Raw genomic sequence first — 26197 nt, forward strand, 5'->3', positions numbered from 1 at the left:
CCGAAGATACGAGAGAATGGCTGAGAAAGTCCAATCCAGAAGGCTACTTTTTTCGTAACCTGTTGGCCAATACCAAAGTTTTGAACGCGCTGAAAAACGCGCGCGGCATATCCAGAGTAAAAAACAGGATTAGAACAAGTAGAGCGGTACGCTACTGGTTTCCACCAGCGTACCGCTCTACTTGTTTTCTTAGCCAAACAACCCGGTCAGGACTTCATCAAGCCGGCCCGAAGGATGCACCCGAATACCATAGCGGGCTAAGTCGAGGCCTTTGCCGTTAAACTGCGAAATGTACATTTCCGCAAATCCCAGCTTTTCGGCCTCACTCAGGCGCTGGTCCAGGCGGCTTACGGCGCGGATTTCCCCGCTCAGGCCTACCTCGGCGGCCAGGCAAATTTCGTTGCGAATCGGTACATCGTTCAGGGAGCTTACCACGGCGGCGCACACGGCCAAATCCAATGCCGGGTCTTCCAGGCGCAGGCCGCCGGCAATATTCAGAAACACGTCGTGCTGGCCCAGACGCAGGCCGCTACGCTTCTCCAGCACCGCCAGTAGCATTTGCAGGCGCTTGGCATCGAAGCCGGTTGCACTGCGCTGGGGCGTGCCGTAGGTGGAGGGCGTAACCAGAGCCTGCACCTCCACCAGCAGCGGCCGGTTGCCCTCCATGGTAGCTCCAATGGCTATGCCACTCAGGCTCTCGGTACGCTGGCTGAGCAAAATCTCGCTGGGGTTGCTCACCTGCCGGAGCCCCGCGCCCTGCATCTCATAAATACCCAGCTCAGAAGTAGAGCCAAACCGGTTTTTGATGGTGCGCAGGATGCGGTAGGTCAGGTGCCGGTCGCCCTCAAACTGCAACACGGTATCCACCATGTGCTCCAGAATTTTGGGGCCGGCAATGGAGCCATCTTTGGTGATGTGGCCGATGAGCAGCACCGGTACGCCGGTATCCTTGGCGTACTTCAGCAGCTCCGTGGTACACTCGCGCACCTGGCTCACGGAGCCCGGCCCGGCCTCCACAATGGTGCTGTGCAGGGTCTGGATGGAGTCGACCACCACCACATTGGGCTGGAGCTGGTCAATCTGCCGGAAGATGTTCTGGGTGTTGGTTTCGGTGAGGATGTAGAGGCCCGGGTGCTGACGGCCCAGGCGCTCGGCCCGCATCTTAATCTGCTGCTCACTTTCCTCCCCCGATACGTACAGGATTCGCAACCCATTGAGCTGCATGGCAATCTGCAGCATCAGGGTGCTTTTGCCGATGCCCGGCTCGCCCCCAATCAGCACCAAAGAACCCGGTACCAGCCCGCCACCCAGCACCCGGTTCAATTCCTGGTCGTGGGTGTTGAGGCGCGACTCCTCCTCGTAGAGAATGTCGCCGAGGGGTTTGGGCTTGGCGGCTTTGGTAGCGGTACTGCCCACTGAGGTAGAGGCCTTCCAGGCGTTGGCGGCCGTGGCGGTATCGGGCTTTTCTATTACTTCCTCCACGTAGGTGTTCCACTCCCCGCAACTGGGGCAGCGGCCAATCCACTTCACGGACTGCGCGCCGCAATTCTGGCAGAAATAGAGGGTTTTGACTTTTGCCATAGAAACAGACAATCGAGCTAGGAGGAAAACTAAAGAATGCAGCGCGAGGCTAAAAAGTTTGGCAAGAAACGGGTTTTTCTAGTTGCAAACAGCCACTTCACCGGTTGCTATTCATTGGGTACATTCCGCTTATACTGTGGAGCTAAGCGGAACGCAAACTGATACCCGAGGGCAGTGAGGAGCCGGACCGCAGGTTATACTTTATCAATATAATCATCAATATAATCCGATGGCTGGCTGGCCGGTCGCAAATTCAGAATGGGTCTGGAACCACGCCGAAAAACCTGATTTCGGGCTCAAGAAGCAGCAGATAAGCCGGCAATGCCAGTCAATTGCGGTAATTCAGATACAAAGGAGGGCTTTATTCCACGAATAGTGAATACTAGATATTTTAGGCAACAGCATACGAAGTTGTACTTATCGGCTATTGGTGTTTATACATATATATCGTTGATACTTTTGTGCTCCTATTGTTTGCTTTCTAGCCTTTGGGCTGTTAGCTGATATTCAACCTGTTGCCATGCACTCTCCTGAACACACCTTACTCTGCCTAGCCAGTGGGCAGCCCGCCGTAGCTTTTTCTTCTTGGTCCCGCCGTTTGTTGTTGCTGGCGGGCCTAGTTGCCGGCTCTTCAGCGGTAGCGCCGTATGCGGCGGCGGCCCAGGGCCTGTACAAAACCAACGGGGTGGCGGCGGCCAGCACTACTTGCACCAACGGGTTTACCCTGACGCCGGAAACGGGCCAGACCTCGGGCTCGGTGTGGCGGCTGCAGCAGGTTTCACTGGCTAAATCGTTCGTGTTCAACTTTTCGGTGTATCTCGGCACCCTGGACGGTGGTGGGGGCGACGGAATGGTGTTTGCGCTGCAGCGCAGTAACGTGGGCACCTCCGCCCTGGGTGGCGGCGGCCAGAACATGGGCATGGCGGCCATTTCGCCCTCGGTTGTTGTGGAGTTTGATACGTATGACAATGGCACTGGTATTGGCGACATAGGTGCCGACCATATTTCTATTGTCAGGAACGGCGACTTTGGCAACCCCGTCACGTTTACCACGCCGACGGGTGGTTCAGCCCGGGCTATTCCGGCGGCGGTAGATGGCAATGGGGCCGCCCTCAACATTGAAAATGGGAGCTACTACCCGGTACGAGTAACCTGGAATGTGAAGACCAAAACCTTGCAGGTGTATTTTAACAATGCGCTGCGGGCTACCTACTCCGAGGACTTCGTTAGTACAATATTTAGCAATAACCCCTTGGCGTACTGGGGTTTCACTGCCTCAACCGGCGGGGCGTTCAACAAGATGGAGGCCTGCAGCCTGGCATTTGACTACGACCAAGATACCGACGGGCTGACCGACACCCAGGATGCCGACGACGACAACGACGGTATTGCCGATACCGCAGAATCGGGTAACGTAGATGCTACCGGCGACGCGGACGCCGACGGGGTGCTGAACTACCTGGATGCGGACTTTGGTACGCTCAACGCCAAGGGCGTGGTTAGTAGTCTGGATGCTGATGGGGATGGTATCATCAATCAGTTTGACCTGGACTCGGATGCTGATGGTATCCCGGATGTGGTGGAAGGCACGGACGGCAAGATGAGCAGCGGCTTCCGGGCCATGTATAGCGCGGCCAACGGGCAGTATACCCCCGCCGTTGATGCCCAGGGTCGCCCCCAAAATACCAGTTCCTCTACCACGCTGCCAGATACCGATGGCGACGGCAAACCGGATTACCTGGATACCAATGCCGACAACGACGCCGTGCCCGACTGGATGGAGGCGTTTGATGACAACAACAGCGGCTACTCCTCCGACGACCTGGTGACTCGCGCCGCCGCCTTTGTAGCGGCCGGTGGCAATAGCACGTTTTACCCTGCCACCGATGCCAACAATAACGGCTCCCGCGACTGGCTGGACGACAGCAACGCCAACGGTATTCCGAACTTCCTGGACAACAGCAGCACGTACTACCGCGACACGGATGGGGATGGACTCGTAGATTTGCTGGATGCCTCCAACTTGGGTAAAGGCTACGCCGATGTAACCAGCTACCCCGACCGGAACAACAATACCATTCCGGATTACCGGGACGCGGCTATAGTAACGCCGCTGCCGGTGGAGCTGGTGTCGTTCAGGGCGCGCAATGTAGGTGGTAAGGGCCTACTGACGTGGGTAACGGCCTCGGAGTTAAACAATGCGTATTTCGTGGTGGAAGCCAGCACCGATGGGCAAACGTTTTTCGACCTGACCAAGACACCCGGAGCCGGTACCAGTTCCCAGCCCCACGAGTATCAGTTCACGGATGCCAGCTTGGCCCGCTACGCTTCGGCCGTGGTGTACTACCGCTTGCGTCAGGTAGATGCGAACGGACAAGCTCAACTCTCGGCGGTGCAGGTTGTAGCTGTGCGTGCCCACAACGGTACCATGCTAGCCTTGCCCACGCCGTTCAGCACGGAGCTTACCTTGCACTTGCCGGCCACTGTGGCGGGCCCGGCCTTCCTGGAGGTTTTAACGGCAACCGGTCAGCGTCAGCTAACCCAGCAGATTCAGTTACCCGCGGGTAGCACTACGCTGCGGGTGCCGCAGGCGGCCAGTTGGCCAGCCGGCTTGTATGTAGTACGCATTGTTCAGGGGCAGCAGGTCTATACTGTGAAAGCAATTCGGCAGTAGGCTTGAGGGCTTAATCCAACAACAGCCAGCCTTTTGTCGGGGCTGGCTGTTATTGGATTAGGGCGGCACCGGTCCCGAAGAAAAGAGAAAAAGTAACTTGACTTCGCAACCAGCGGCCTTGAGTCGGTGGTGCCCTCTACTTGTCAGTTAAGCATCTGCCCCATGCCCGCCCCTGATTTAACCCGTATTGCCACCTTCGCCGGACTGCCCCCGGAAACCCTGGAGTGGCTACTGGCCCAGGGCGAGCAGCGGTGCTTTGAACCCGGGGAAGTAGTGTCCCGAGCCGGTGATGAGGCCGAGTACATGATGGCCGTGCTGGCAGGTGGCATGCAGTTTTACGTGCTGCACAACGGCAACCGAGAGCCAGCCTTTCGGGTAGAGGCGGGGCATGTAAGCGGGGTGCTGCCGTATTCGCGCCTGCGCATCATTCGGGGGGAAAGCGTGGCCGTGGGCGAAACCTGGCTGTATTTGCTGCACCGCAGCAAGTTTCCGGAGCTGGAACAAGTAAGCCCGGAGCTGGTGCAGCGCCTGGTAAGCCTGATGAGCGACCGGGCCCGCTCAGAAGCCCGGGCCCAGGAGCGCGACGATAAGCTGCGGGCCCTGGGTAAGCTTTCGGCCGGGCTGGCGCACGAGCTTAACAACCCCGCCGCCGCCATCATGCGGGCCGCCGAGGGGTTGAGCCGCAACCTGCAGGCCCGGCCCACTCAGCTACAGCAGCTGGTGCAGCACTGCCCCAGCCCCGAGGCCCTGGCCCACTTGGTGCAACTAGCAGCCGCCATTACCCCGGTGGCGTTTACCTCGGCCCTGGACCGTGCCGATGCGGAGGATGAACTGGCCGAATGGCTGGAGGAGCAGGGTGTGTCGGATGGCTACCAGTTGGCGGCCGGGCTGCTGGATGGCGGCCTTTCCCTGGCTCAGCTGGAGCCGGCCTTGGCTGCCTGGGCCCCCGCCGCCCGGCCCGCCGCCCTGGCCTGGCTGGAAGGGCAGCTGACGGCCCTACACCTGGTGCAGGATGTGCAGGAAGCCGGCTCACGCATTACTACCTTGGTTACCAACGTGAAAACCTACAGCCACATGGACCGGGGCCAGGACTTCGCCCTGCTGGATGTGGAAGCTGGTTTGGAAAGTACCCTGAACATGCTCAGCTACCCCCTGCGTCAGCACAACATTCGGGTGGTGCGCGACTTGGCGCCGGCGCTGCCGAAGGTGCAAGGACAGGTAAGCAGCCTCAACCAGGTGTGGACCAACCTGTTGGATAATGCCATTGATGCCCTGCCCAACGGTGGCGAAATTACCCTGCGCACCCGCCACGAAGACGAGTTTGTGCGGGTGTTCATCATCGACAACGGCCCCGGTATTCCGCCGGAAGTACTGCCGCGCATCCTCGAACCCTTCTTCACCACCAAGCCGGCCGGCGAGGGTACTGGCCTGGGCCTCGATATTGCCCTGCGTATTGTGGAGCAGCACGGCGGCCGGCTAGAGGTAAACTCGGAGCCCGGGCGCACCGAGTTTGGCGTGTGGCTGCCGGTGCGGTGAAATGGTGAAGTGGTGAATTTGTGAAATGGTGAGTTTACCGCTTGTCAGAACAGAATTGCCCAAACCGCGCCAGCAGTAGCACCAAAACATAAAATCACCACTTCACCATTTCACCACCCTATGAAAAAGCCGGTTCTGCTCTGCGTAGATGACGACCCCCAAGTGCTCAATGCCATTGACCGGGACCTGCGCCAGGAGTTCCGGCGCCAGTACCGGGTGGTGCGCGCCGGCTCGGGGCAGGAGGCCCTAAGCATTGTGCGGGAGCTGCACGAGCGGGAGGAGCCGCTGGCCCTGGTGCTGGCCGACCAGCGCATGCCCGACCTGGAGGGCGTAGAAGTGCTGGCCCGCACCCAGGAGTTGTTTCCGGATGCCAAGCGGGTGCTGCTCACGGCCTACGCCGATACGGAGGCGGCCATTCGGGCCATCAATTCCGCCCGCCTCGACCACTACCTCATGAAGCCCTGGGACCCGCCCCAGCAGCTGCTCTACCCCACCCTCCACGATTTGCTAACGGCCTGGGAAGCGGCCTACAAGCCGCCCTACCGGGGTGTGCGCCTTATCGGGTTTCAATGGTCGCCCCGCTCCCACGAGTTGAAGGATTTTCTGGCGGGCTACATGATAGGGTATCAGTGGCTGGACTTTGAAACCGATGCCGAGGCCCAAGGCATTGTGGCCCGTAAAAACCTCACGGCCCACCAACTACCGGTAGTGGTGCTGGAAGATGGAACCGTGCTGACCAACCCTTCGCCAACGGAGGTGGCTACGCGTATTGGCCTGCTGGTGCAGGCTTCGCAGGAGCTGTATGATGTGGTGGTGATTGGAGGCGGTCCGGCCGGGCTGGCGGCTGGAGTGTACGGAGCTTCGGAAGGTCTGAAAACCTTGGTGATTGAGCGCCAAACACCCGGCGGACAGGCCGGCACCAGCTCCCGCATCGAAAACTACCTGGGTTTTCCTACCGGCCTGAGTGGCAGCGAGCTGGCCCACCGCGCCTGGACGCAGGCCGTGCGTCTGGGTGCCGAAATTTTGGCCCCTCAGGAAGTAACCAAACTCTGTGTGCAGGACGGCTATAAAGTGCTGACCCTGACCGATGGTAGTGAGGTAAAAACTCGGGCCGTTATTCTAACTACGGGCGTGAGCTACCGTACCCTGGAGGTGCCTGGCATTGACCGCCTGAGCGGGGCCGGCGTGTACTACGGCGCGGCCCGCACCGAGGCCCGCTCCTGCCAGCAGCAGGACGTATACATTGCGGGTGGGGGCAACTCGGCGGGGCAGGCGGCTATGTATTTGGCGGCCTACGCCCGGCGCGTGTTCATTCTTATTCGGGGCGAAAGTCTGGCCGCCAGCATGTCGGCCTACCTGATTGAGCAAATTGGGCAGACGGAGAACATTGAGCTGATGCCGTTTACGGAAGTAGCCGAAGTATGCGGCCAGGACCACCTGGAGGAAGTGGTGGTGCGCCGGCAGGGCCAGTTGGAGCGGCGGCCGGCCCGGGCCTTGTTCGTGTTCATCGGGGCCCGACCCAGCACCGAGTGGGTGTGCGATACGGTAGTATGTGACGCCAAGGGCTTTGTGCTGACCGGCCGCGACCTGGTAACGGACCCGCGCTACGCCACGTCCTGGCAGCATCCGCGCCGGGAGCCCTACTTGCTGGAAACCTGCGTGCCCGGCATCTTCGCTGCCGGCGACAGCAGGGCCGGTGCTATGGCGCGCGTGGCCTCAGCGGTGGGGGAGGGCAGCATGGCCATCAAATTCGTGCATCAGTATCTGGATGAGTAGGCAGCTGGCCCCTGGCTTTTGCTGCCCGCCGCTGCGGGGCCAGTGCCTGCGCCGTAGCGTTGAGCTTACAACTCAAACTTTTTTCCTCGGAAACGCTCCACTTTCTGGGGGCAGTTGCGGAAATCAATTTTAGGGGCTGCTACCTTTTAAAGCGTGTTTACCACGGAAACTCCCCGGCACAAACGTCCTCAACCAAGTCGGTAGTGTTGCGGCACACGCAAACTATCCGCCTACCTGGCTAGTATATAGCGCCGGGCCTATCCCGCCGGATGGGCCAGTTGTTGACTATAGTGCCGAGGCATATGCGCTCTTTTTTACCTACTACCCTGCGGGCCTTGCTACCCGTAGCAGCCTCCTGGTTGCTGGCTGGCTGCGAAATGCTGGAATTCAGCCCCAACGAGTCCCGCTCCCCGAAAAGCCAGCAAGACCTGACGGCCAAAAACCTGGCCCGCTTGGCCCAAACCACCGTGCCCGCCGGTGATACGTTGCGGTTTGTATTCACCGGCGACTCCCAGCGCTTCTACGATGAAGCCGAGGAGCTGGTAAAAAGTGTGAATCAGCAGCCGGGTATTCAGTTTGTGCTGGTGGCCGGTGATATTTCTGACTTCGGGCTGGGCCGCGAAATGCGCTGGGTTGATGATCAGTTGCGCGGGCTGCGGATGCCCTACCTCACGGTAATCGGCAACCACGACCAAGTGGGCAACGGCCGCGCCGCCTACCAGGAAATATTCGGCCCCCTGAACTACTCGTTCGTGTACGGCGACACCAAGTTTGTGCTCACCGATACCAACGGCCGCGAGTATAACTTCAACGGCCGCATTCCGGACGTGCCTTGGGTAAATAAGGAATTGAGTGACAACTCCGTGCGCCGTCACGTTATCGTGTCGCATGTGCCCCCACAGGATGCGGACTTTGATCCGGCGGTGCGGCAGCCCTACCTGCAGGCCCTACGCTCCGACCCACGCCTGGTAATGGAAATGAACGGCCACCGCCACGGGGGCGGCATATCGGTACCCGAGGAGGATGGCATTACCTACGTGAACTCCCACGGGTTTGAGCGGCGTCGCTACATGGTGGTTACCGTCTGGGGCGATAAGGAGTTTCGGGTGAAGGAGGTAACGTTTTAGGGCTATGCAACAGTATTTTACGCTCGCTGCGCTGCTGGCCTCCTTGGCCGCGGCGCCTGCCGCCGGCCAAACCACCGATACTACCTCAACGGCACCTGCATCCAGCACCCCACCGCCTGCCCGCCTGCCCTGGTACCGCCCGCGCCACGTGGTGCTGCAAACCGGTGGCGGGTTGGGCATGGTGGCCGCCGGAGTCGGCTACTCTATTAAGCACCGCCTGGATGTAGATGTGCTGGCCGGATTTGTACCGCAAAAGTACGGCGGCTCCACGCTGTCGATATTCTCAGCCAAGCTCCTGTACTCACCCTGGACGCTACCACTAAGCCAGCGGGTTTCTATCAAGCCATTGTCGGTGGGGGGATATTTCAGCTACACCCACGGCAACATCAACGACGAGAAGCCCGGCCAATACTACAAAGGCTACTACTGGTTTTCCACCAACAAGCGGGTGGGGCCCCTGCTGGGCAGCCGCCTAAGCTACGCCCTGCCAGCCACCGCCACCGGGCGTACCCGTAACCTCTCGGCCTATTACGAGCTGGGCTCCAATGATTTATACCTTATCAGCTACGTGCAGAACATGAAGGGCCTTTCCCCCGCCGATATTCTGACGCTGAGCCTGGGGCTGAAGCTGGACATTTAGTGTTGTCAGTTACTGGTTGTCAGTTGCTGGTTTTTTGTCGACAACTAAAACTAACAACCAGCAACTAACAACTACTTGGCCAGATAAGCCGTGCGGGCTTCCCGCAGTAACCGGATCAGCTCGGTGCGTTGGCGTAACAGGGCTTCCATGCGGGGCTGCTGCTGGCGGAACAGGCGCAGCACCCGCAGGCGGCGCAGGCGGCTGCGTAGGTTGCCGGCGTAGCTTAAGGCGTAAAACCCACTAAGGGGCAAACTGATAAAGTAGAGCAATGCCCACAGCCAGTTGCCGGTAAAGTAATGCACCAGCGCCGTCTGGCCCAGGTAAAATGCGGTGAAGGTTATCATGCCCACCACCAGCATAATGGGTGCTACAAATACTACATCCTGGGTTGCACTCCGGGCTACCAGGGAGGGTAGCTTGTAAGGTAAGTAGTTGTTGATGAGGCCATACAGGTAAACAGGAGCGCCTGCTGCTAACCGAATGCCAGCTGTTACGGCCCGACGTAGGCGCCCGCCAGCGGGGCCGCGGGCTTCCAGGGCATCATCGGTGAGGCGCAGGTTATGGAGCTCCTCGTGGTAGGCCTGCAGCTTCTCGCGCGCGTCGCCCAGGCGGCCGGCGTCGAGCTGCTCGAAATAGCGCACGGCTTTCAGCAGCACCCGGCTCAGCTGGAAATTGTCGTAGAGGGTTTCCTCGTCGTCCTGGATGAGGTGCTGGCCGAAGGTGCGCTCCACCTGCGTTACCAATTCATCTTCCTCATCGGTGCGCGTGATGACCAAGCGCTGCTCCATGCGGCGGCGGATTTCGTCCGTTAAGGCATCGGCGGCAGCTTCGGGGTCCTGGCGGTACTGCTCGGCGTAGGTGGCCACGGCAATGGGTTCGGCCACATCCACAAACACATCGGAGCGAAACCGGCTGGGGTCGAAGTAGTTGATGCCCATGGGCAGAATGCGCAAGCCCAGGCGGAAATCGTGGCGGGCCTCGGCCCCCAGGGCAATGCGGGCTGCCCCGGTTTTGAGGGGCCGTAGCCGCCGCTCCTGCACGCTGGTGCCCTCCGGGAAAATCATGATGGTGCCGCCCTTGTCAAAGTAGTCGTAGCAGCGCCCAAAGGCTTTCTCGTTCTGCGCTTCCAGCTGAGCTGTGGTCAGGGCCTCGGCCCCCGAGTCCACATCCTGGCGCCGGTAAATGGGAATGGAATTGCCCGACTCCATAATAGCCCGCAGAATCGGATTTTTGAAGAAGGTGCTTTTGGCCAGAAACGCAATGGGCTGGCGGCGGTTCACGGCCGCTACCAGCGGGTCCATGAGGGTATTGGGGTGGTTGCTGCAAATTAGTAGCGGGCCCGGCTCCTGCAGCCGCTCAGGGTGCCGGACTTCCAGCTTCCGGAAAAAAACGCGCAACGCCACCTGCACCAGGGGCTTCATAACCGTGTAAAAAAGCATACCCGTGGGAAAGGGTGAGAGGAGGATGGATTATACTCAACCGTGGCTCCCGAGTTGCGGGAACGGGTTGGGGCAGCAACCTGCATATTTTCCGGCGGAAGCGGCCAACCAGAACTTACCGGATTCAGACTTTTCAGCAGCGTAGTCCCAGCCAGTAAAAACCCGCATCTTTGGTTTCTGATGGCGCGCCTATTTTCCCTGTTTCTTTTGCTGTATACCGGCTCGTGGCTGTTGCCTAACCCGGCCCGTGCCCAAACTACGGCCTGGCGCAGGGCAGCGGCCGAGGCCACTGCCCTGCGCCAGGCCCGGCAGCTGGTGCTGGAGCGCCGCTACGAAGCCGCCTGGCAGCTGCTCAGCGTTACGGACCCTACCAATGCCGTGCCGGCCGTGGTGCTGGAAAAAACGGATGTGGCCCTGAACTACTACGCCAACACCGAAAACCTGCGGCGCTTCGCCTTCCGCAACCTCAAGCTACTGGACCTGAGCCTGGATAGTATCCGCCAGTTGGGTACCGACTCCGTACGCTATGCCTTCCCGGTGCGCAAAGTGCTGGAGCGCCTGCAAACCCGCTTCCCCGATAACTACAAAATCAGCCGGGCCCTTGGCGACTATTACTTTACCGTGCAGCAGTGCGACTGCGCCGAGCAGGCGCTGGGCGAGGATGAGGTGTTCCGGCGCACCATTGCCCAGTACCAGGAGGCCCACGCCCACGGCCAGGGCGACTATCTTTCCTACTTCGCCTTGGGCTACGCCTACCAGCGGCTGGGCCAGTTTCAGGAGAGCCTGGCCCCATTTGAACGCACCTTGCAACTGCGGCCCACCTACGCCACGGCCCACCTCAACCTGGCTTTTGTGCTCTTGGAGCTCAAGCAGTTCCAAAAAGCCCAGGAGCACGCCCGCCGCGCCATCGAGCTATTCCCCGACGACCCGCACAAGGAAGACGCCGCTTTCCTGCTCAGCCAGATTGAGGAGCGAATGAGGAAATAGGTGGTTGGGGTGATTCCCAGAAGAACGTCATGCTGAGCGAAGCCGAAGCATGACGTTCTTCTGGGAACCGCCTACTTCTGGTTCATCACGCGGTTTTGGCGGTTGATGGATTCCAGGTGTACCGCGTCGAAGTATTTCATGATGAAGTCTTCGGTGAGGCCCAGCTTGTGGCCTTTCTGGATGCCGCGCTCCAGGATTTCGTTCCAGCGGCTGGCTTGCAGAATGGTGATGTTGTTTTCCTTTTTGTAGGTGCCAATGTTTTCGGCTACCTGCATGCGGCGGCCCAGCAGGTGCAGAATCTCGTCGTCGAGCTGGTTGATTTGCTCGCGCATCTGGGCCAGCTTGTTCAGGAACTCCTGCTGGTCGGTGGTTTCGTGGCGCCAGATGAGGCCGTCGAGTAGTTCGGCCAGGCGCTGGGGCGTCACCTGCTGCTTGGCGTCGCTCCAGGCATTATCCGGGTCAATGTGCGACTCCAGCATCAGCCCGTCAAAATCCAGGTCGATGCTTTTTTGGGCCACGGCAGCCAGGCCGGTGCGGTTGCCGCAGATGTGGCTTGGGTCGCAGATGATGGGCAGCTCCGGCAAACGGCGCTTCATTTCAATGGGCAGGTGCCACATGGGCGCGTTGCGGAACTCAGTGTTGCCGTAGCTGGCGAAGCCCCGGTGAATCAGGCCCAAATCCTTCACGCCCACTTTCGCCAGGCGCTCCACCGCCCCCAGCCACAGCTCCAGGTCGGGGTGCACGGGGTTTTTGATGAGCACCGGAATATCCACGCCCCGCAGCGCATCGGCTAGGGCCTGCACCGAGAAGGGGTTTACCGTGGTGCGGGCCCCAATCCAGAGCACGTCCACATCGAAGGCCAGCGCGTCCTCCACATGCTTGGGCGTGGCCACTTCCACGGTGGTAGGCAGGCCGGTGAGCTGCTTGGCTTTCTGCAGCCAGGGCAGACCCTTGGTACCGATGCCCTCGAACATGCCCGGCTTGGTGCGGGGCTTCCAGATGCCGGCCCGCAGCATATCCACCTTGCCGGTAGCGGCCAGCTGGGTGCAGGTAGCAATGAGCTGCTCCTCGGTTTCGGCGGAGCAGGGCCCGGAAATGATGAGCGGTTTTTTCTTCAGCAACGAGGTGGCAACGGGTTGCTCAGAGGTAAGCGACTGACTCATGGTATGGTAGGTTGTATGTTTTACGGGGAGGGACTGTTGATGAAGTAGGGGCGTCATTCCGAGCATGTGGAGCATCAAGCCAGTGTCCGAGGAACCTCGCGTGCTGATGTTTTCAAATTACCGTCATGCTGAGCTTGTCGAAGCATCTCTACCGCAGTGGTAAATCCTGACATGAGGGCGAAGCGGTAGAGATGCTTCGACAAGCTCAGCATGACGTTCTACTCGTGTCTACAACAGCTTACTTCAGAATTTTCTTGATGAGGTTGGCCTGCTGGATCTGCTGATAAACAGCGGGGTAGTCTTCCTGATTCAACAGCTGGCGCAGGTGCTGAAGCTGGTGAATGTGCTCATCCAATACATCCAGCACGTTTTCCCGGTTTTGGCGGAAGATGGGCACCCACATATCGGGCGAGCTTTTGGCCAGGCGCACCGTCGATTCAAAACCACCACTGGCCAGGGCAAAAATCTGCTCGTCTTCCTTTTCCTTTTCCAGCACCGTGAGGGCCAGGGCAAAGGAGGTGATGTGCGAAATGTGCGAAATGTAGGCCGTGTGCAGGTCGTGGGCAGTGCCATCCATGTACACCAGCCGCATAGCCAGCCGCCCAAACACGGCCTCCACCCGGGCCACAGCATCCGGGGCGCTACTTGCGGCATCACAGATAACCAGCGTTTTATCCCGGAACAGGCTTGGTAGCGCCGCCGAAGGCCCGGAGTACTCGGTACCCGCCATCGGGTGCACGGCCACGAAGCGGCTGCGTTGCGGGTGATGCTCCACCGTACTCAGCAGCTGGGCTTTGGTGGAGCCTACGTCGATAACCGTTTGCCGCTCGGTGGCCGCGTCCAGCACCTGGGGCAGCACCGTAAGCATGGCGTCCATGGGCACCGCCACTACTACCAGGTCGGCGCGGCGCACGGCCTCGGCCAAGTCGTGGGTGGGCTCATCAATGAGGCCGATGGCTACGGCTTCGCGCAGGTGCTCGGGGCTTCGGTCTACCCCAATGATATGGTGAGCCAGGGCGGTTTCCTTGAGACTGAGGGCCAGGGAGCCGCCAATCAAGCCTATTCCGATGATGGTAACAACCATGATAATGAATTAGTTAGATAGCGCCTCCCGTACCCGCACCAGTGCCTGTTGCAATACCTCGGTGGACTGGCACAGACTGATGCGGATGAAGCCGTTGCCATTGCTGCCGAAAATGCCGCCCGGCGTCAGAAACACCCGGGCTTGCTGCAGAATAGCGTCGCTGAGGGCGTAGCCGTCCGCATACGTGGCCGGCACCTGCGCCCACACAAACAGGCCTACCTGGTTGGCATTGAAGGAGCAGCCCAGCAGGTGCAGCAGCTCGAACACCAGCTCCCGCCGGGCGCGGTAGTGGGCGTTCAGCTCCTCGTACCAGTTGTTGTCCAGGTTCAGGGCTTCCACGGCGGCCAGCTGCACCGGCAGGAACATCCCCGAGTCGAGGTTGCTCTTGAAGCGAAGCACATCCTGTAGTACATCGGCCCGGCCGGCCAGCAAACCCACGCGCCAGCCCGCCATGTTGTGCGACTTACTCAGAGAGTTCAACTCCAGGGCCACTTCCCGCGCCCCCGGCACCGCCAACAGACTCTGGGGCTGGGTCTGGTTCAGGATGAAGCTGTAGGGGTTGTCGTGCACCAGCAGAATGTCGTGGGCCCGGGCAAACGCCACCAGCCGCTCGAAAAAGCCAGCCGGCGGAGGCGTGCCGGTGGGCATATGCGGGTAGTTCACCCACATCAGCTTCACCCGGCTCAGGTCGCGCCGGGCCAGGGCTTCCAGGTTGGGCAGCCAGTTGGTTTCGGGGGTCAGGTCGTAGTCGATGGGCGTGGCGCCGCTGAGGTGGGCGGCGGCGCGGTAGGCCGGGTAGCCGGGGTTCGGAATCAGCACCTCGTCACCGGCCTCCAGCAGCGTCATACTGATGTGGATGATGCCTTCCTTGGAGCCCAGCAGTGGTAAGATTTCCGTGTCGGGGTCCAAGCCCACGCCGTACTGCCGCTGGTACCAGTCGGCCATGGCCTGGCGTAGCGCCGGCACGCCCTTGTAGCCCTGATAGGCGTGGGTGTTGGGCTGCTCGGCGGCGCGGGTGAGGGCGGCAATAACCCGGGGGTGCGGAGGCATATCGGGGCTGCCGATGCCGAGGTTAATCACCTGCGCGCCGGCTTTATTCATGCCGTCAATTTCCCGCAGCTTCTGGGAGAAGTAGTATTCCTGAATATGCTGAAGGCGGCTGGCAACTTGCATGAGGGTAAGCTGATGGTTGGTAGTAGTTGGTTGAGGACCTTGTTGTGACAAACAGCTGATTGTTTAATTAGGCAAGCGTGAGCAGCTTCTTCGCCGGCTCCGAATGCAGGTTTTTGCTGTCATCCAGCCCTTTAGCATAAGCTCCCAGCAGTTGCAGATTTTCAGTGAGGGGAGCTAGGGCGGCCAGGGTTTCGTCCAGCTGAGTTGGAGCGTCAAACTCCAAATCGGCGTGGAAGAAGTAGTGCCAGGTGCGGCCCGGCTGGGGGCACGACTGCAGCTTGCTCAGGTTCACGCCCCGCTCGGCCACGGCCGTCAGGATGCGGGCCAGACTGCCGGTGGTGTGCGGGGCTTCGAAGTAGAGAGAGGCTTTGGTAGGCTGCTCCACCGGCTGGGCATCATCGGGGCGGGCCACCACCAGAAACCGGGTGTAGTTGTTCTTCTCCGACTGGATATCGGCGGCCAGCACGTTCAGCTCGAACAGCTCAGCGGCCAAGTGCCCGGCCACGGCGGCCACGCCCGTGCGCAGCCCTTCCCGAATGCGCTGGGCGCTCAGGGCCGTATCCTCGGTTTCTACCAGCTTCCAGTGCGGGAATTGGTTCAGGTAATCAGCGCATTGCAGCAGGGCCATGGGGTGCGAGTGTACCTCCCGGATATCTTCCAGCTGCTGCCCGGGCAAAGCCAGCAGCTGTTGGCCGATGTGCAGGTACACCTCGCCTACCACCCGCAGGCCGGCTTTGCGCAGCAGCGTGTAGTTGGGCAGAATGCTACCGGCAATGGAGTTTTCGATGGCCATGACGGCGGCGCGGGCCCGGCCCTGGGCCACGGCCTGCACCAGCTCGGTAAAGGTGGCGCAGGGTAGTACCGCCACGTCCGCGCCGAAGTGCTGGCGGGCGGCTATCTGGTGGAAACTTCCGGCGAAACCTTGAATGGCAACCATGCGGCAAAGTGGTGAAATTGTGAAATGGTGAGTTTGATCGTCGGGTACTAAAAAAGGGCCTCCGGTGTGGGGCCCTGGGTTGCGGTGGCGTGAAGTATGGTGCTTCACAACTGGCAAGCGGGCCCCGGCGGCTTCCGGTAAAAGAAGCCGTAGCTAAAGCCGTAATAAAAGAATGCTTGCGGTGCCATGGGGCAGAAGAATGAGCGTAAAAAAGCGCCTCCCGAGCTGGTCGAGAGGCGCTGAAGAGTTCGGGTTAGGAAGGCTACAGGGAGGCCGCTCGACTACACGTTGGCGTAGTAGAAGGTATAGCTAAAAAAGAAGCGGGCCGTTGGCTGAGCCATGAATGTCAGAGGGTTTACTGGCGGCAAGGTGGGGCTCGTCAGTGGCAATTGCAAATAAATACTGCAAAAAAAGCCTGAACAACTGTTCGTTTGTATCCGGAATAAGCGGGAAAAACGGCAACTTTCTGCTACCGTGGCCGTCGGCGTCCGTGCCGGTCCGGCGGGCGTAGCCCGTCGGGCCGGTTGCCGCGTGCTGACACCTGACCGAGGACATACCAACGTCAGCTTACTTAAAACGGCCCGACGGGCTGCGCCCGCCGGACCGGCACGGACGTCAACTGGCTCAGAAAACAATTATAACTCGTTGAATAATGCGTTTTTATAGTGTAGTTGCGGCATTAGGGCTGACCTTCCAGGCAGCCTCGGCCCAAACTCCCACAGCAACAGTTCTGGCCCGTGCTGCCCAGCTCACGAAGGAGAAAAAATATGAATCGGCATTTGAAGTGCTGGACAAGGCCGATCCTAAAAACCTGCAGCCGGAACTGCTGCTGGCCAAGGAAAAGCTGGTGCTGGAAAACTACCTCATGAGCATGGGCCATCAGGCCTTTGGCTTGCGCGACCTGGCTCCCGGCGAAACTGTGGAAAAGCTGCGCGGCCGGGAAGGCGACTACTCCATGCATATGCTGAACCTGCCGCTGGAGCTCAACCGCCTGCAGCGCAAGCACCCCACCAATTACGCCCTCAGCAAAGGCCTCGGCGACTATTGGTACGCGGTACTTTCGTGCGGGTGTGGCGAGCAGGACAAGCCCGAGGAGCAGAAGCAGGACCTAGTGCTGCGCTACTACAACGCGGCCCACGCCCACGGCCTCGGCGACTATACTTCCTACTTCGGAGTGGGCTATGTGCAACTCCTGCGCGACCAGTTTGCGCCCGCCACGGTGGCCTTTACGAAGTCCGTAGCCTTGAAGGCCGATTATCCCAACTCGCACTACAACCTTGCCTACGCCCTCTGGCTACAGAAAAAGTCGGCGGAGGGCGTTGCCCACGCCAAAGCTGCCTACGACCTGTACGTGGACGAGCCGCGCCGCCGCGCCGATGCCGCCCGCATGCTGGGCATGTTGCAAGAGCAGCAGCAGAAACCGGCCGAAGCCAAAGCCGCCTATCAGCAAAGCTTGGCTCTGAACCCCCAGGATACTCCTGCTATGCTGGGGATGCTGCGGCTGGCGGTAGCGGCCCACTCACCGGACGCCCCTAGCTGGGCTGCTAAGCTCTACCAGCTCAATCCGGCCGACGACCAGATGTTCAGCGACATCATGGATATCTACCAGAACAATAACCAGTGGGTGGAGGCCGAGGGTTTTTTCAGCAGCCAGCTGCCCACCGCGCCCAAAGAAGCCGCTCCCCAGGGCCTGTTGCACTTCTACGTGGCCATTCTGAACATGCAGCTCAAGCGGCCCCAGCAGGCCCGGCCACACTTTCTGGAAGCCAGAAAGCAACTGGCCACGGTGATGAAGCCCGATAACCCGGCCATGCAACTCATCGAGAAAGGGTTGGCCGAGTCGAAGTAGGGGGTAGTAGCTGAGTTGTGGCCGGGCTTGGCAGGCGGCCCTACCTACCCCCGCAAAAAGTTGGCACGGTTTTGAAACACTACCCATCAACTGGCTGCCCACTCAGCGCAAACGCGGCGGCCGGCTTCTCCTTCCAACACCTTTCCTGCCATGAATACGAAGCGACTTTTCGGCCGCCTGGCCGCTGCTAGCCTATTGTTTTCTATTTTCTCCACCGCTGCCGAGGCCCAGGTAGTAACCCACCGCGTACCCAAATATACGGGCCCGGCCCAGGCCCGCGCGGTGCGCCCAGCACCTTCTTATTCGTCCTCCACGGCCACCGACGGCGTGAAGTTTGGGGTGCGGGCCGGCGTAAACGTGGCTGATGTGTCGGGCGACGCCGTGAATACTTTTAATGACCTGGCGGAGTACACCAACGGGGCCGTTACCCAGGAAATGGAGCCCGGTTTCTATGCTGGCCTGTATACCACTTTGCCCTTGGGACCACGCTTCGCTATTGAGCCCGGTATTGGCTACTCCGAAAAGGGTACCGTACTCACCGGCCGTATTCCGCTGAAGCAGTTTGATTTCCTGAACGCCAAGGTTACCGCCACCGGCCGCCTGGCCTACCTGGATATTCCGGTGCTGGCCAAGGCCTACCTCACCGATGGCCTGTACGTGTATGCCGGTCCGCAGGCCTCGGTGCTGCTCTCGGGTAAGGCCCGCGTGCAGGCCGGTGCGCTGGGTTTCAACGCCATCAACACTGATTTCGACGTGAAAAACCAGCTGCGCACCGTTGATTTTGGCGTAGTGGGTGGCCTGGGCTACCAGTTCCAGAACGGCTTGGGCCTGAGTGCCGGCTACGACTACGGCCTCTCATCCCTGGATAAAAACAACAACTTCGACGCTCAGAACCGCGTCATCAAAGCTTCCGTCAACTACTCCTTCTAAGTGCTAGTTCATAAGTAACCGTATGACCGTCATGCTGAGCTTGTCGAAGCATCTCTACCGCTTCGTTCGAGCGTTTTTCAACAAAGCGGTAGAGATGCTTCGACAAGCTCAGCATGACGTTCTCTCTGTAGCCGTTTACTTTTGGCTGACTACTTAGTATAAACGTAAAAGCCCATAATGCAAAGGGCCCCGCTGATAGCCAACGGGGCCCTTTGCATTTCAGATAGAAAATAGTAGGGGAGCGGGATATGACACCCGTATCGGGATAATAAACCGAAGGCGGCCCGGCGGCGTGGTGGCGGCAGAGTCTGCAACCTCCCCCGCCCGCCGCTTGTGAGTGTGGATGGACCGCCTCCGGAGAGAAAACCAGGACCGAAACGCCCAGCCTACCTGGGTAGTGTGCTGAACCGACACAAGTAGGAGCAACAAAGTCCACTGAATAGTTGCATGATATTGAAAATCTGATGGTTAATTTTTTTCAGTTCCAGTATCTATCGGGCTCCGTAAGCTTCGGGCCGCAAGCCTTCAGCCAGCTTCACCAGCCGTACCAGTTCGGCCCGGTAGCCGTCGGGGTCGAAGCGGCGGGCTCCCTCGGCCAGGCGGGTGGTGGCTTCGTAGGTGGCCGTGCCACGGTAGTCGCTCTGGCGCAGCAACATGCCAAACTGGGCCACGGCCGCCGCAAAGCGCAGGTTCTCACTAGCCTCCGCAATGGGTTGGGCCGCTCCGGCCAGTGGCACCGTTAGCACGCGGCTGGTCTGGCCCTGGGGCTCCTTGTAGCGGAACTTCACGGTGAGCAGCTCTGCCGACTCAGGCGCGGCCGTTGTGGGCTTGGTGGGTTGGTATTTCAGGGCATCCACCGCGCCGGGGGCGCCCACGGGTACTACCTCGTACAGGGCCGTCACAGTATGACCCGCGCCCAGTTCGCCGGCGTCTTTGCGGTCATTGTTAAAGTCCCCGGTGGCCAGCAGGCGGTTTTCGTAGCCTACCAGGCGGTACTCGCGCACCCGCTGGGGGTTAAATTCTACCTGCAGCTTCACGTCCTTGGCCAGCGTGAACAAGGTGCCGCCGAATTGCTGCACCAACACGCGCCGGGCCTCATCCAGGTTATCGAGGTAGGCGTAGTTGCCGTTGCCTTTGTCGGCCAGCAGCTCCATCTTCTTGTCCTGGTAGTTGCCCTGCCCCACGCCCAGCACCGTCAGAAATACCCCGCTTTCCCGCTCCTGCACAATGAGGCGCTCCATGGCGTCGTCACTCTGCTCACCCACGTTGAAGTCGCCGTCGGTGCAGAGAATTACCCGGTTGTTACCCTCCTTGTTGAAGTGCTGGCGGGCCACCTGGTAGGCCAGGCGCAGGCCCGCGCCCCCGGCCGTGGAGCCCCCCGCCGAAAGGTTGTCGATGGCCTGCAGAATGGTGGCCCGCTCGGAGCCGGCCGTGGGCGGCAGCACCGTGCCGGCAGCACCGGCGTATACCACCAGCGCCACTTTATCCTGGGGGCGTAGCTCTTTGGTGAGTAGGCGCAAACTCTGCTGCACCAGGCCCAGCCGGTCATCACCCTGCATGGAGCCCGATACATCGACCAGGAATACCAGGTTGGCGGGCGGCAGCTTCTCGGTGGCTACCTGGCGGGCTTGTAGCGCCACCTGCACTATCTGGTGCGCGGGGTTCCAGGGGCACTGGGCCTGCTCGGTGATGACGCGGAAGGGTTCGGGGGCCGAGGTGGCGGGCTGGGGGTAGTCGTACTGGAAGTAGTTGAGCATTTCCTCCACCCGCACGGCATCGGCCGGGGGCAGCTGGCCCTGCTGCAGAAAGCGGCGCACGTTGCTGTAGCTAGCCGCATCCACATCAATGCTAAAAGTGCTCAGCGGTTCTTTGGCTACCTGCTGAAAGCCATTTTCCTGCACCCGGGCGTAAGTTTCACCGGCTCCGGGCTCGGGTTTGGGCGAGTAGTAAGGAGCGGTGCTCAGGCCGGAAGCACTATAGCCAACAATGGTCGGAGCGGCTTGCTCGTGGCGGTGCTTGCCCCGAACACTCACGCCGCGTGCCCGCCCCGTCAGGCCACCAGTAACTACCACTTCACTAAGAACTTTTGCGTCAGATACCAGAGCAATATTGACCGTGCTCTGCCCCGTCAGCTTCACCTCCTGAGTAGTGAAGCCGATGGCGGAAAAGACTAGAGTGCCAGCACCTTTCGGGATAGAAATGGAATACGTACCATCATGGCTGGTGCTCACTCCTACGGTGGTGCCCTTTACTAGCACCGTAACTCCGGGCAGACCCCGGCCATTGCTCTTTTCAATTACACGGCCTTGCACGGGGTAGCTGGTTGGTGCTTGGTGTTGGGCAGCAGTATTCTGGGCCAAGGCGGTGCCGGGCGCGGCCAGCAGTCTGGCCGCCAGCAAGCCATACAGGAAGGATTTCATCAGCAGAAAGAATAGCGGTGAGAGAAGCAGATCCGGCCAGGTTCTGCTTGTCAGATGCGGCCTCATTCAGGATTCCACACGCCCCCGCAAAAAATATTCTCACAACAGCTCTGCGCCTTAACTGCGAAAACACTGCGCCCTCTGCGGGCTAAAAACGTCGGCCCATTAGCAACAACCGAACGAACCCGCAAATCCCGTAGCTTGCGGCCCGCATGTTTTTCCGCCGTTCTACCCGCCCCACGCCCGCCGCCGAGCTGTCCGATGAGGACCTGCTCCGGCGCTACTATGCCGGGGGCGACGTGGCTGACTTGGGCGTACTATATGAGCGCCAGATGCCGGCGGTGCTGGCCATTTGCCGGCGCTACCTCCGCGACGAGGAAGACGCCCAGGACGCGGTAATGCAGCTCTTCGAGCAGCTGGTGAGTAAGTTGCGCCAGCATGAGGTGGAGAATTTTCCGCCCTGGCTGCACGCCACCGCCCGCAACCACTGCCTTATGGTGCTGCGTAGCCGGCAGCGGGCGGGGCCGGCGGTGGTGCATTTTTCTGATGAGGCCGGTATGGAATCGGTGGCGGCCCGGCATCTAACCGCCGACGACCCCGCCGAAGCCGAGCTGCACGAGCAGCACCTGCAACAGCTGGAAGTTACGCTTGCCGAGCTGCCTCCCGGTCAGCGCCAGTGTTTGGAGCTGTTTTATCTTGAAAAGAAAAGCTACCGCGAAGTAGCCGCCCTCACCGGCTTCGACCTGAACGCGGTAAAAAGTCACCTCCAGAACGGCAAGCGCAACCTGCGCCGCCTCCTGCAAGCCTCCGCCTCCGATGCCTCGCCCTGATTCTACGTCCGCGTTTTCTGCCCCGGCCGGTGCCCACCTGCCCGTGGAGCTGCTGCGCCGGTACGTGGCCGGAGAGCTGCCGCCCGCCGAGGAATACCGGGTAGAAGCCCACACCCTGGATTGCGCCGTGTGCGCCGACGTGCTGGAAGGCCTGGAGCTGCAACCCGCCGCCGCGCACGATGCTAGCGTGCAGGAACTGCGCCAACGCCTGCACACCCGCGTGGCGGAGCTTACCTCCGAAACCGCACCCGAGCCTATCGTAGTACCGATGTGGGCATGGCGGCCCCTGGCCGCGGCGGCCGTATTGTTGCTGTCGTTAAGTATCGTAGGATGGCTGGCCGTCAGCCGCTTCAATAGCCCGGCTGAGCTGGCTACCCGACCTGCCCCAGTAGAAACCGCTCCTGAAAGCCCTGGGACTGTTACGGTGCGCCCGGCCGAACCAGCCGCTGCCACAGTAGCTCCGGAAGTGGCGGCCGTAACGCCCGTGACTCCCGCGTCGCCGGTGCGGCGGCCGGTGCCGGCCACCCGTTTCCGTCGTCCGGTTGTGGTGGCCGATGCGGTAGCGGAACCAAATCAGCCCGCCGACCTTACCGGGCTGGCAGCTGCCGGTACTGGTACCCGCCCGACGGCTGACGTTGCGGATGTTGCCGCAGCCCCGGAGCCGGCCGCAGTGATGACGTCGAAAGTAGCCGAGCCGGCAGGCGACAACGCAGAAGTAGCGTCGGAGCCGCAACCAGCGGCAGCAAAAGCCAAACTGGCGCGGGTGGCTAGCGTTGCAGCTGCCGCGCCGGCTGCGGCTCCTGAGCCAACCCGCACTATTCAGGGCCGCGTGACGGATAATGCGGGCCAGCCGCTGCCGGGTGCTACCGTAACAATTCCTGGAGCATCACATGGAATTACAACAAATAAGGATGGCGTTTTTAGTCTGAAAACGTCCGCTACTACCCAGCAGTTGGCCGTCATTTCCATCGGCTATGTGACTCAAATACACACTCTGCGCCCCTCCGATTCTACGTTGGCCCTGGCCCTGGCTCCCGATAATCGGCAGCTCAGCGAAGTAGTGGTGGTGCGCCGCGAGGCCCCGCCCATGCTGCCTAGCATTTCGGCCACGCCGGCCGGCGGCTACGGCAAGCTGCGCCAGTACCTGGCTGATAGCCTCGACTACCCCGAAAAAGCCCTCACGGACCGCCGCGAAGGCACCGTGCGGGTGCAGTTCGTGGTAGGCACCGACGGTAAACTCAGCGACTTTAAAGTGGTAAAATCCGTGTCGCCGGAGTGCGACGAGGAGGCCCTGCGGCTCCTTAAGGAGGGTCCCACTTGGTTTCCGGCCGTGCAGAATAACCGCCGCACCGCCCGCAAAGTCGTCGTCAATGTCCCCTTCAAAATCGAACAGTAAGCGGTGAAATTGTGAAGTGGTGAATTTGCGAATGATCATTGCGAGACGTAGCTCAAGCATTGACCGTTCATGCAGTTACCAACCTTGTCCCACACAAAAGCCCCTGACGCCAGAACCAGGCATCAGGGGCTTTCTGCATTCCAGGGCTTTTGACAAGTGAAAAGGACGGGTTGCTACGGCGCCTCTCGACGACAACTCACCATTTCACTATCTCACCATTTCACTCCTATCCGCTGTAACCGCCGCCGCTTTCGGGCTCGGTGGCGCTACCGCCGGCTTTGTCGGGGGTGGGGAGGTCGGGTTGGGTGTTGAGTTCTACCTGGCTGTAATCGGGGGCGCCGTTGCCGGCCACGGGCACGGGAGTTTCATCGGAGCTGCCGCTAGTTGCCTGAGCTGAGGGCGGGGTGGTGGCGGCACTCTGGTTGGTGGTGGGCGTAGCAGGCGAGGTAGACAGGGCGTCGGATTCGTCTTCGAAGGTCTTTTTCATGATGAGAATAGCTAAAGTGCGGGACCGGCAAGGCCGGCTGCCTGGGTGTACGCAGCCATCCGTCGGATAGTCGAGCCTGCGGGGCGCAGAATTTTGGCGTTTCGGTAGGGGGCGGGGCGGCGTTGCGTACTTTTACCGCGCGGCCCCGGCCGCGGCCCGTTACCTCATTCCCTTCTCACCCCACATCAGAAGCATGACTCAGTTCCGCACCGAGAAAGATACCATGGGCACCGTGCAGGTGCCGGCCGACGCCTACTACGGCGCCCAGACCCAGCGCAGCATCGACAACTTCCAGATTGCCCAGGACATCAACCGGATGCCCAAGGAAATCATCCGCGCCTTTGCCTACCTCAAGAAAGCCGCCGCCCTCACCAACCGCGACGCCGGCATCCTGCCCGCCGAAAAAGCCGAGCTAATTGGCCGCGTGTGCGATGAAATTCTGGAAGGTAAGCTGGACAAGGAGTTTCCGCTGGTGGTGTGGCAGACCGGCTCGGGCACCCAGAGCAATATGAACGTGAACGAGGTAGTTGCCTACCGCGGCCATGTACTGCAGGGCGGCAGCCTCGCCGACGAGAAGAAGGTGCTGGCCCCCAACGACGACGTGAATAAGAGCCAGAGCTCCAACGACACGTTCCCGACGGCCATGCACATTGCGGCCTACAAAATCCTGGTCGAAACCACCATTCCCGGCATCGAAAAGCTGCGTGACACGCTCAAAAGCAAGTCGGAGCAGTTTATGCACATCGTCAAAATCGGCCGCACCCACCTCATGGACGCCACCCCGCTGACGGTAGGGCAGGAGTTCTCGGGCTACGTGTCGCAACTCGACCACGGCCTGCGCGCCATCAAGAACACGCTGGCGCACCTCTCGGAGCTGGCCCTGGGTGGCACCGCCGTGGGCACGGGCATCAACACGCCCGCCGGCTACTCCGAAAACGTGGCCAAGCACATTGCCAACCTCACCGGCCTGCCTTTCATCACCGCCGAAAACAAGTTTGAGGCCCTGGCCGCCCACGATGCCATTGTGGAAGCCCACGGCGCCCTGAAAACGGTAGCCGCCTCGCTGATGAAAATCGGTAACGACATCCGCCTACTGGCTTCGGGCCCGCGCGCTGGCATCGGTGAGCTGCACATTCCCGACAACGAGCCCGGCTCCAGCATCATGCCCGGCAAGGTGAACCCCACCCAGTGCGAGGCCATGACGATGGTAGCTGCTCAGGTGATGGGCAACGATGTGGCCATCAACATCGGCGGCATGAATGGGCACTTTGAGCTGAACGTGTTTAAACCCGTCATGATCTACAACTTCCTGCACTCGGCCCGCCTCATCGGCGACGTATGCGTGTCGTTCAACGACAAGTGCGCCGTGGGCATCGAGCCCCTGGAAGCCAACATCAAGAAGCACGTCGATTCATCGTTGATGCTGGTAACGGCCCTCAACCCCCATATCGGGTATTACAAAGCCGCCGAAATTGCTCAAACGGCTCACAAAAACGGCTCGACCCTGAAGGAAACGGCCCTACAGCTCGGCTACCTCACCGAGGAGCAGTTCAACGAGTGGCTGAAGCCCGAGGACATGGTGGGCGAAATCAAGAAGTAGCCGGTAGTGCTTGGCTAGTAGTGCCTGGTGCGTAGGCTGTTCAGTATATTGAACGGCCTACGTACCAGGCACTACGCATTATCTACTATGTTCAATGCTATACAGCCGTACCGCCTGGTGCAGCGCAACCGGAACCGGTCGGGGCTGGGGAGCTGGCGGGTTGAGTGGATTTACAAGTTCTTTCTGCACACGGATACGTCCCGCCGGAAGTACCTGGTGGAGGTGCGGCAGTACAACGAGCATCTGTATACCGTAGATTTTTACGCCAAAGTGCATAACGTGAACCGCTACCGGCTGCGCACCCACCAGCATGCGGCCGGCAAGCTGGGGGCCACCGTGCTCGATACCATTGCCCAGGTTATCCGCCACGACCCGCAGGCCTGCTTCGGGTTTGTGGCGGCGGCCATGCTGGAGGAAACCACGGAAGTAAACACCCGGCGGTTTCAGCTCTACACCAGAATGCTGGAACTAAAGACTAGAGCGTGTGAACAGTTAATTTAGGGAGATGGAAACGCAGTATGTGTTGAGCGAGGCGCAGTGGTCGGTGCTGGCCCCGCTGTTGCCGGGA

Annotated in this window: 20 protein-coding genes; 12 read left to right on the forward strand and 8 right to left on the reverse strand. The window is 60.4% G+C overall.

Annotation, left to right across the window (positions count from 1 at the left end):
* Positions 1–189: 189 nt before the first annotated feature.
* A complete protein-coding gene (gene radA / locus ABIB60_RS15835; protein WP_354581228.1) occupies positions 190–1581 on the reverse strand; it encodes a DNA repair protein RadA in 1392 nt (463 codons plus the stop codon).
* A 520-nt stretch (positions 1582–2101) separates the two neighbouring features.
* Between radA and ABIB60_RS15840 the strand changes: the two genes are divergently transcribed.
* From ABIB60_RS15840 to ABIB60_RS15860, 5 genes are all read left to right on the forward strand, one after another.
* Positions 2102–4255, forward strand: coding sequence for a lectin-like domain-containing protein (locus ABIB60_RS15840; RefSeq protein WP_354581229.1), 2154 nt, complete (start codon positions 2102–2104; stop codon positions 4253–4255).
* Between the two features lie 162 nt (positions 4256–4417).
* Entirely contained in the window at positions 4418–5791 is a 1374-nt protein-coding gene (locus tag ABIB60_RS15845) for a sensor histidine kinase (protein WP_354581230.1), read from the forward strand.
* A 120-nt stretch (positions 5792–5911) separates the two neighbouring features.
* Positions 5912–7567 (forward strand): FAD-dependent oxidoreductase, encoded by a 1656-nt coding sequence (locus ABIB60_RS15850; protein WP_354581232.1) that lies wholly within the window; start codon positions 5912–5914, stop codon positions 7565–7567.
* Positions 7568–7869: 302 nt separating this feature from the next.
* Positions 7870–8694: a metallophosphoesterase family protein gene (locus tag ABIB60_RS15855; protein WP_354581233.1), complete on the forward strand. Its 825-nt coding sequence runs from the start codon at positions 7870–7872 to the stop codon at positions 8692–8694.
* Between the two features lie 4 nt (positions 8695–8698).
* Complete coding sequence (locus tag ABIB60_RS15860; protein ID WP_354581234.1) at positions 8699–9334, forward strand: hypothetical protein; 636 nt, start codon at positions 8699–8701, stop codon at positions 9332–9334.
* Positions 9335–9405: 71 nt separating this feature from the next.
* Here ABIB60_RS15860 and ABIB60_RS15865 read toward each other — a convergent pair whose 3' ends face one another.
* Positions 9406–10773: a lysophospholipid acyltransferase family protein gene (locus ABIB60_RS15865; protein ID WP_354581235.1), complete on the reverse strand. Its 1368-nt coding sequence runs from the start codon at positions 10771–10773 to the stop codon at positions 9406–9408.
* Positions 10774–10953: 180 nt separating this feature from the next.
* Between ABIB60_RS15865 and ABIB60_RS15870 the strand changes: the two genes are divergently transcribed.
* Positions 10954–11760 (forward strand): tetratricopeptide repeat protein, encoded by an 807-nt coding sequence (locus ABIB60_RS15870; RefSeq protein WP_354581237.1) that lies wholly within the window; start codon positions 10954–10956, stop codon positions 11758–11760.
* Between the two features lie 71 nt (positions 11761–11831).
* Here the strand turns inward: ABIB60_RS15870 and ABIB60_RS15875 are convergent, their stop codons facing one another.
* The 4 genes from ABIB60_RS15875 to ABIB60_RS15890 form a co-directional block, all read right to left on the reverse strand.
* Complete coding sequence (locus tag ABIB60_RS15875; RefSeq protein ID WP_354581238.1) at positions 11832–12923, reverse strand: chorismate mutase; 1092 nt, start codon at positions 12921–12923, stop codon at positions 11832–11834.
* Positions 12924–13161: 238 nt separating this feature from the next.
* The gene (locus ABIB60_RS15880) at positions 13162–14007 is read right to left on the reverse strand and encodes a prephenate dehydrogenase (RefSeq protein WP_354581240.1); all 846 of its coding nucleotides are present in this window, start codon (positions 14005–14007) and stop codon (positions 13162–13164) included.
* A gap of 9 nt (positions 14008–14016) precedes the next feature.
* Entirely contained in the window at positions 14017–15180 is a 1164-nt protein-coding gene (locus ABIB60_RS15885; protein ID WP_354581241.1) for a pyridoxal phosphate-dependent aminotransferase, read from the reverse strand.
* 67 nt (positions 15181–15247) lie between these two features.
* Entirely contained in the window at positions 15248–16117 is an 870-nt protein-coding gene (locus tag ABIB60_RS15890) for a prephenate dehydratase (protein WP_354581243.1), read from the reverse strand.
* A gap of 652 nt (positions 16118–16769) precedes the next feature.
* Here ABIB60_RS15890 and ABIB60_RS15895 point away from each other — a divergent pair.
* Complete coding sequence (locus ABIB60_RS15895) at positions 16770–17966, forward strand: tetratricopeptide repeat protein (RefSeq protein ID WP_354581244.1); 1197 nt, start codon at positions 16770–16772, stop codon at positions 17964–17966.
* 150 nt (positions 17967–18116) lie between these two features.
* Positions 18117–18896: a porin family protein gene (locus ABIB60_RS15900; RefSeq protein WP_354581245.1), complete on the forward strand. Its 780-nt coding sequence runs from the start codon at positions 18117–18119 to the stop codon at positions 18894–18896.
* Between the two features lie 491 nt (positions 18897–19387).
* Here the strand turns inward: ABIB60_RS15900 and ABIB60_RS15905 are convergent, their stop codons facing one another.
* On the reverse strand, positions 19388–21316 hold the full coding sequence (locus ABIB60_RS15905; RefSeq protein ID WP_354581247.1) for a vWA domain-containing protein: 1929 nt from the start codon (positions 21314–21316) through the stop codon (positions 19388–19390).
* A gap of 212 nt (positions 21317–21528) precedes the next feature.
* Here ABIB60_RS15905 and ABIB60_RS15910 point away from each other — a divergent pair, with 212 nt between their 5' ends.
* The gene (locus tag ABIB60_RS15910; protein ID WP_354581249.1) at positions 21529–22146 is read left to right on the forward strand and encodes an RNA polymerase sigma factor; all 618 of its coding nucleotides are present in this window, start codon (positions 21529–21531) and stop codon (positions 22144–22146) included.
* Positions 22133–23542: a TonB family protein gene (locus ABIB60_RS15915; protein ID WP_354581251.1), complete on the forward strand. Its 1410-nt coding sequence runs from the start codon at positions 22133–22135 to the stop codon at positions 23540–23542. The genes ABIB60_RS15910 and ABIB60_RS15915 overlap by 14 nt, the downstream gene beginning before the upstream one ends.
* A gap of 226 nt (positions 23543–23768) precedes the next feature.
* Here the strand turns inward: ABIB60_RS15915 and ABIB60_RS15920 are convergent, their stop codons facing one another.
* The gene (locus tag ABIB60_RS15920; protein WP_354581252.1) at positions 23769–24029 is read right to left on the reverse strand and encodes a hypothetical protein; all 261 of its coding nucleotides are present in this window, start codon (positions 24027–24029) and stop codon (positions 23769–23771) included.
* Between the two features lie 193 nt (positions 24030–24222).
* Here ABIB60_RS15920 and fumC point away from each other — a divergent pair, with 193 nt between their 5' ends.
* On the forward strand, positions 24223–25629 hold the full coding sequence (gene fumC / locus ABIB60_RS15925; protein WP_354581253.1) for a class II fumarate hydratase: 1407 nt from the start codon (positions 24223–24225) through the stop codon (positions 25627–25629).
* Positions 25630–25716: 87 nt separating this feature from the next.
* Positions 25717–26130 (forward strand): hypothetical protein, encoded by a 414-nt coding sequence (locus ABIB60_RS15930; protein WP_354581255.1) that lies wholly within the window; start codon positions 25717–25719, stop codon positions 26128–26130.
* Positions 26131–26197: the final 67 nt, after the last annotated feature.

This window comes from Hymenobacter sp. UYP22, from assembly GCF_040547285.1.
In the GTDB taxonomy this organism is placed as follows: Bacteria; Bacteroidota; Bacteroidia; order Cytophagales; family Hymenobacteraceae; genus Hymenobacter.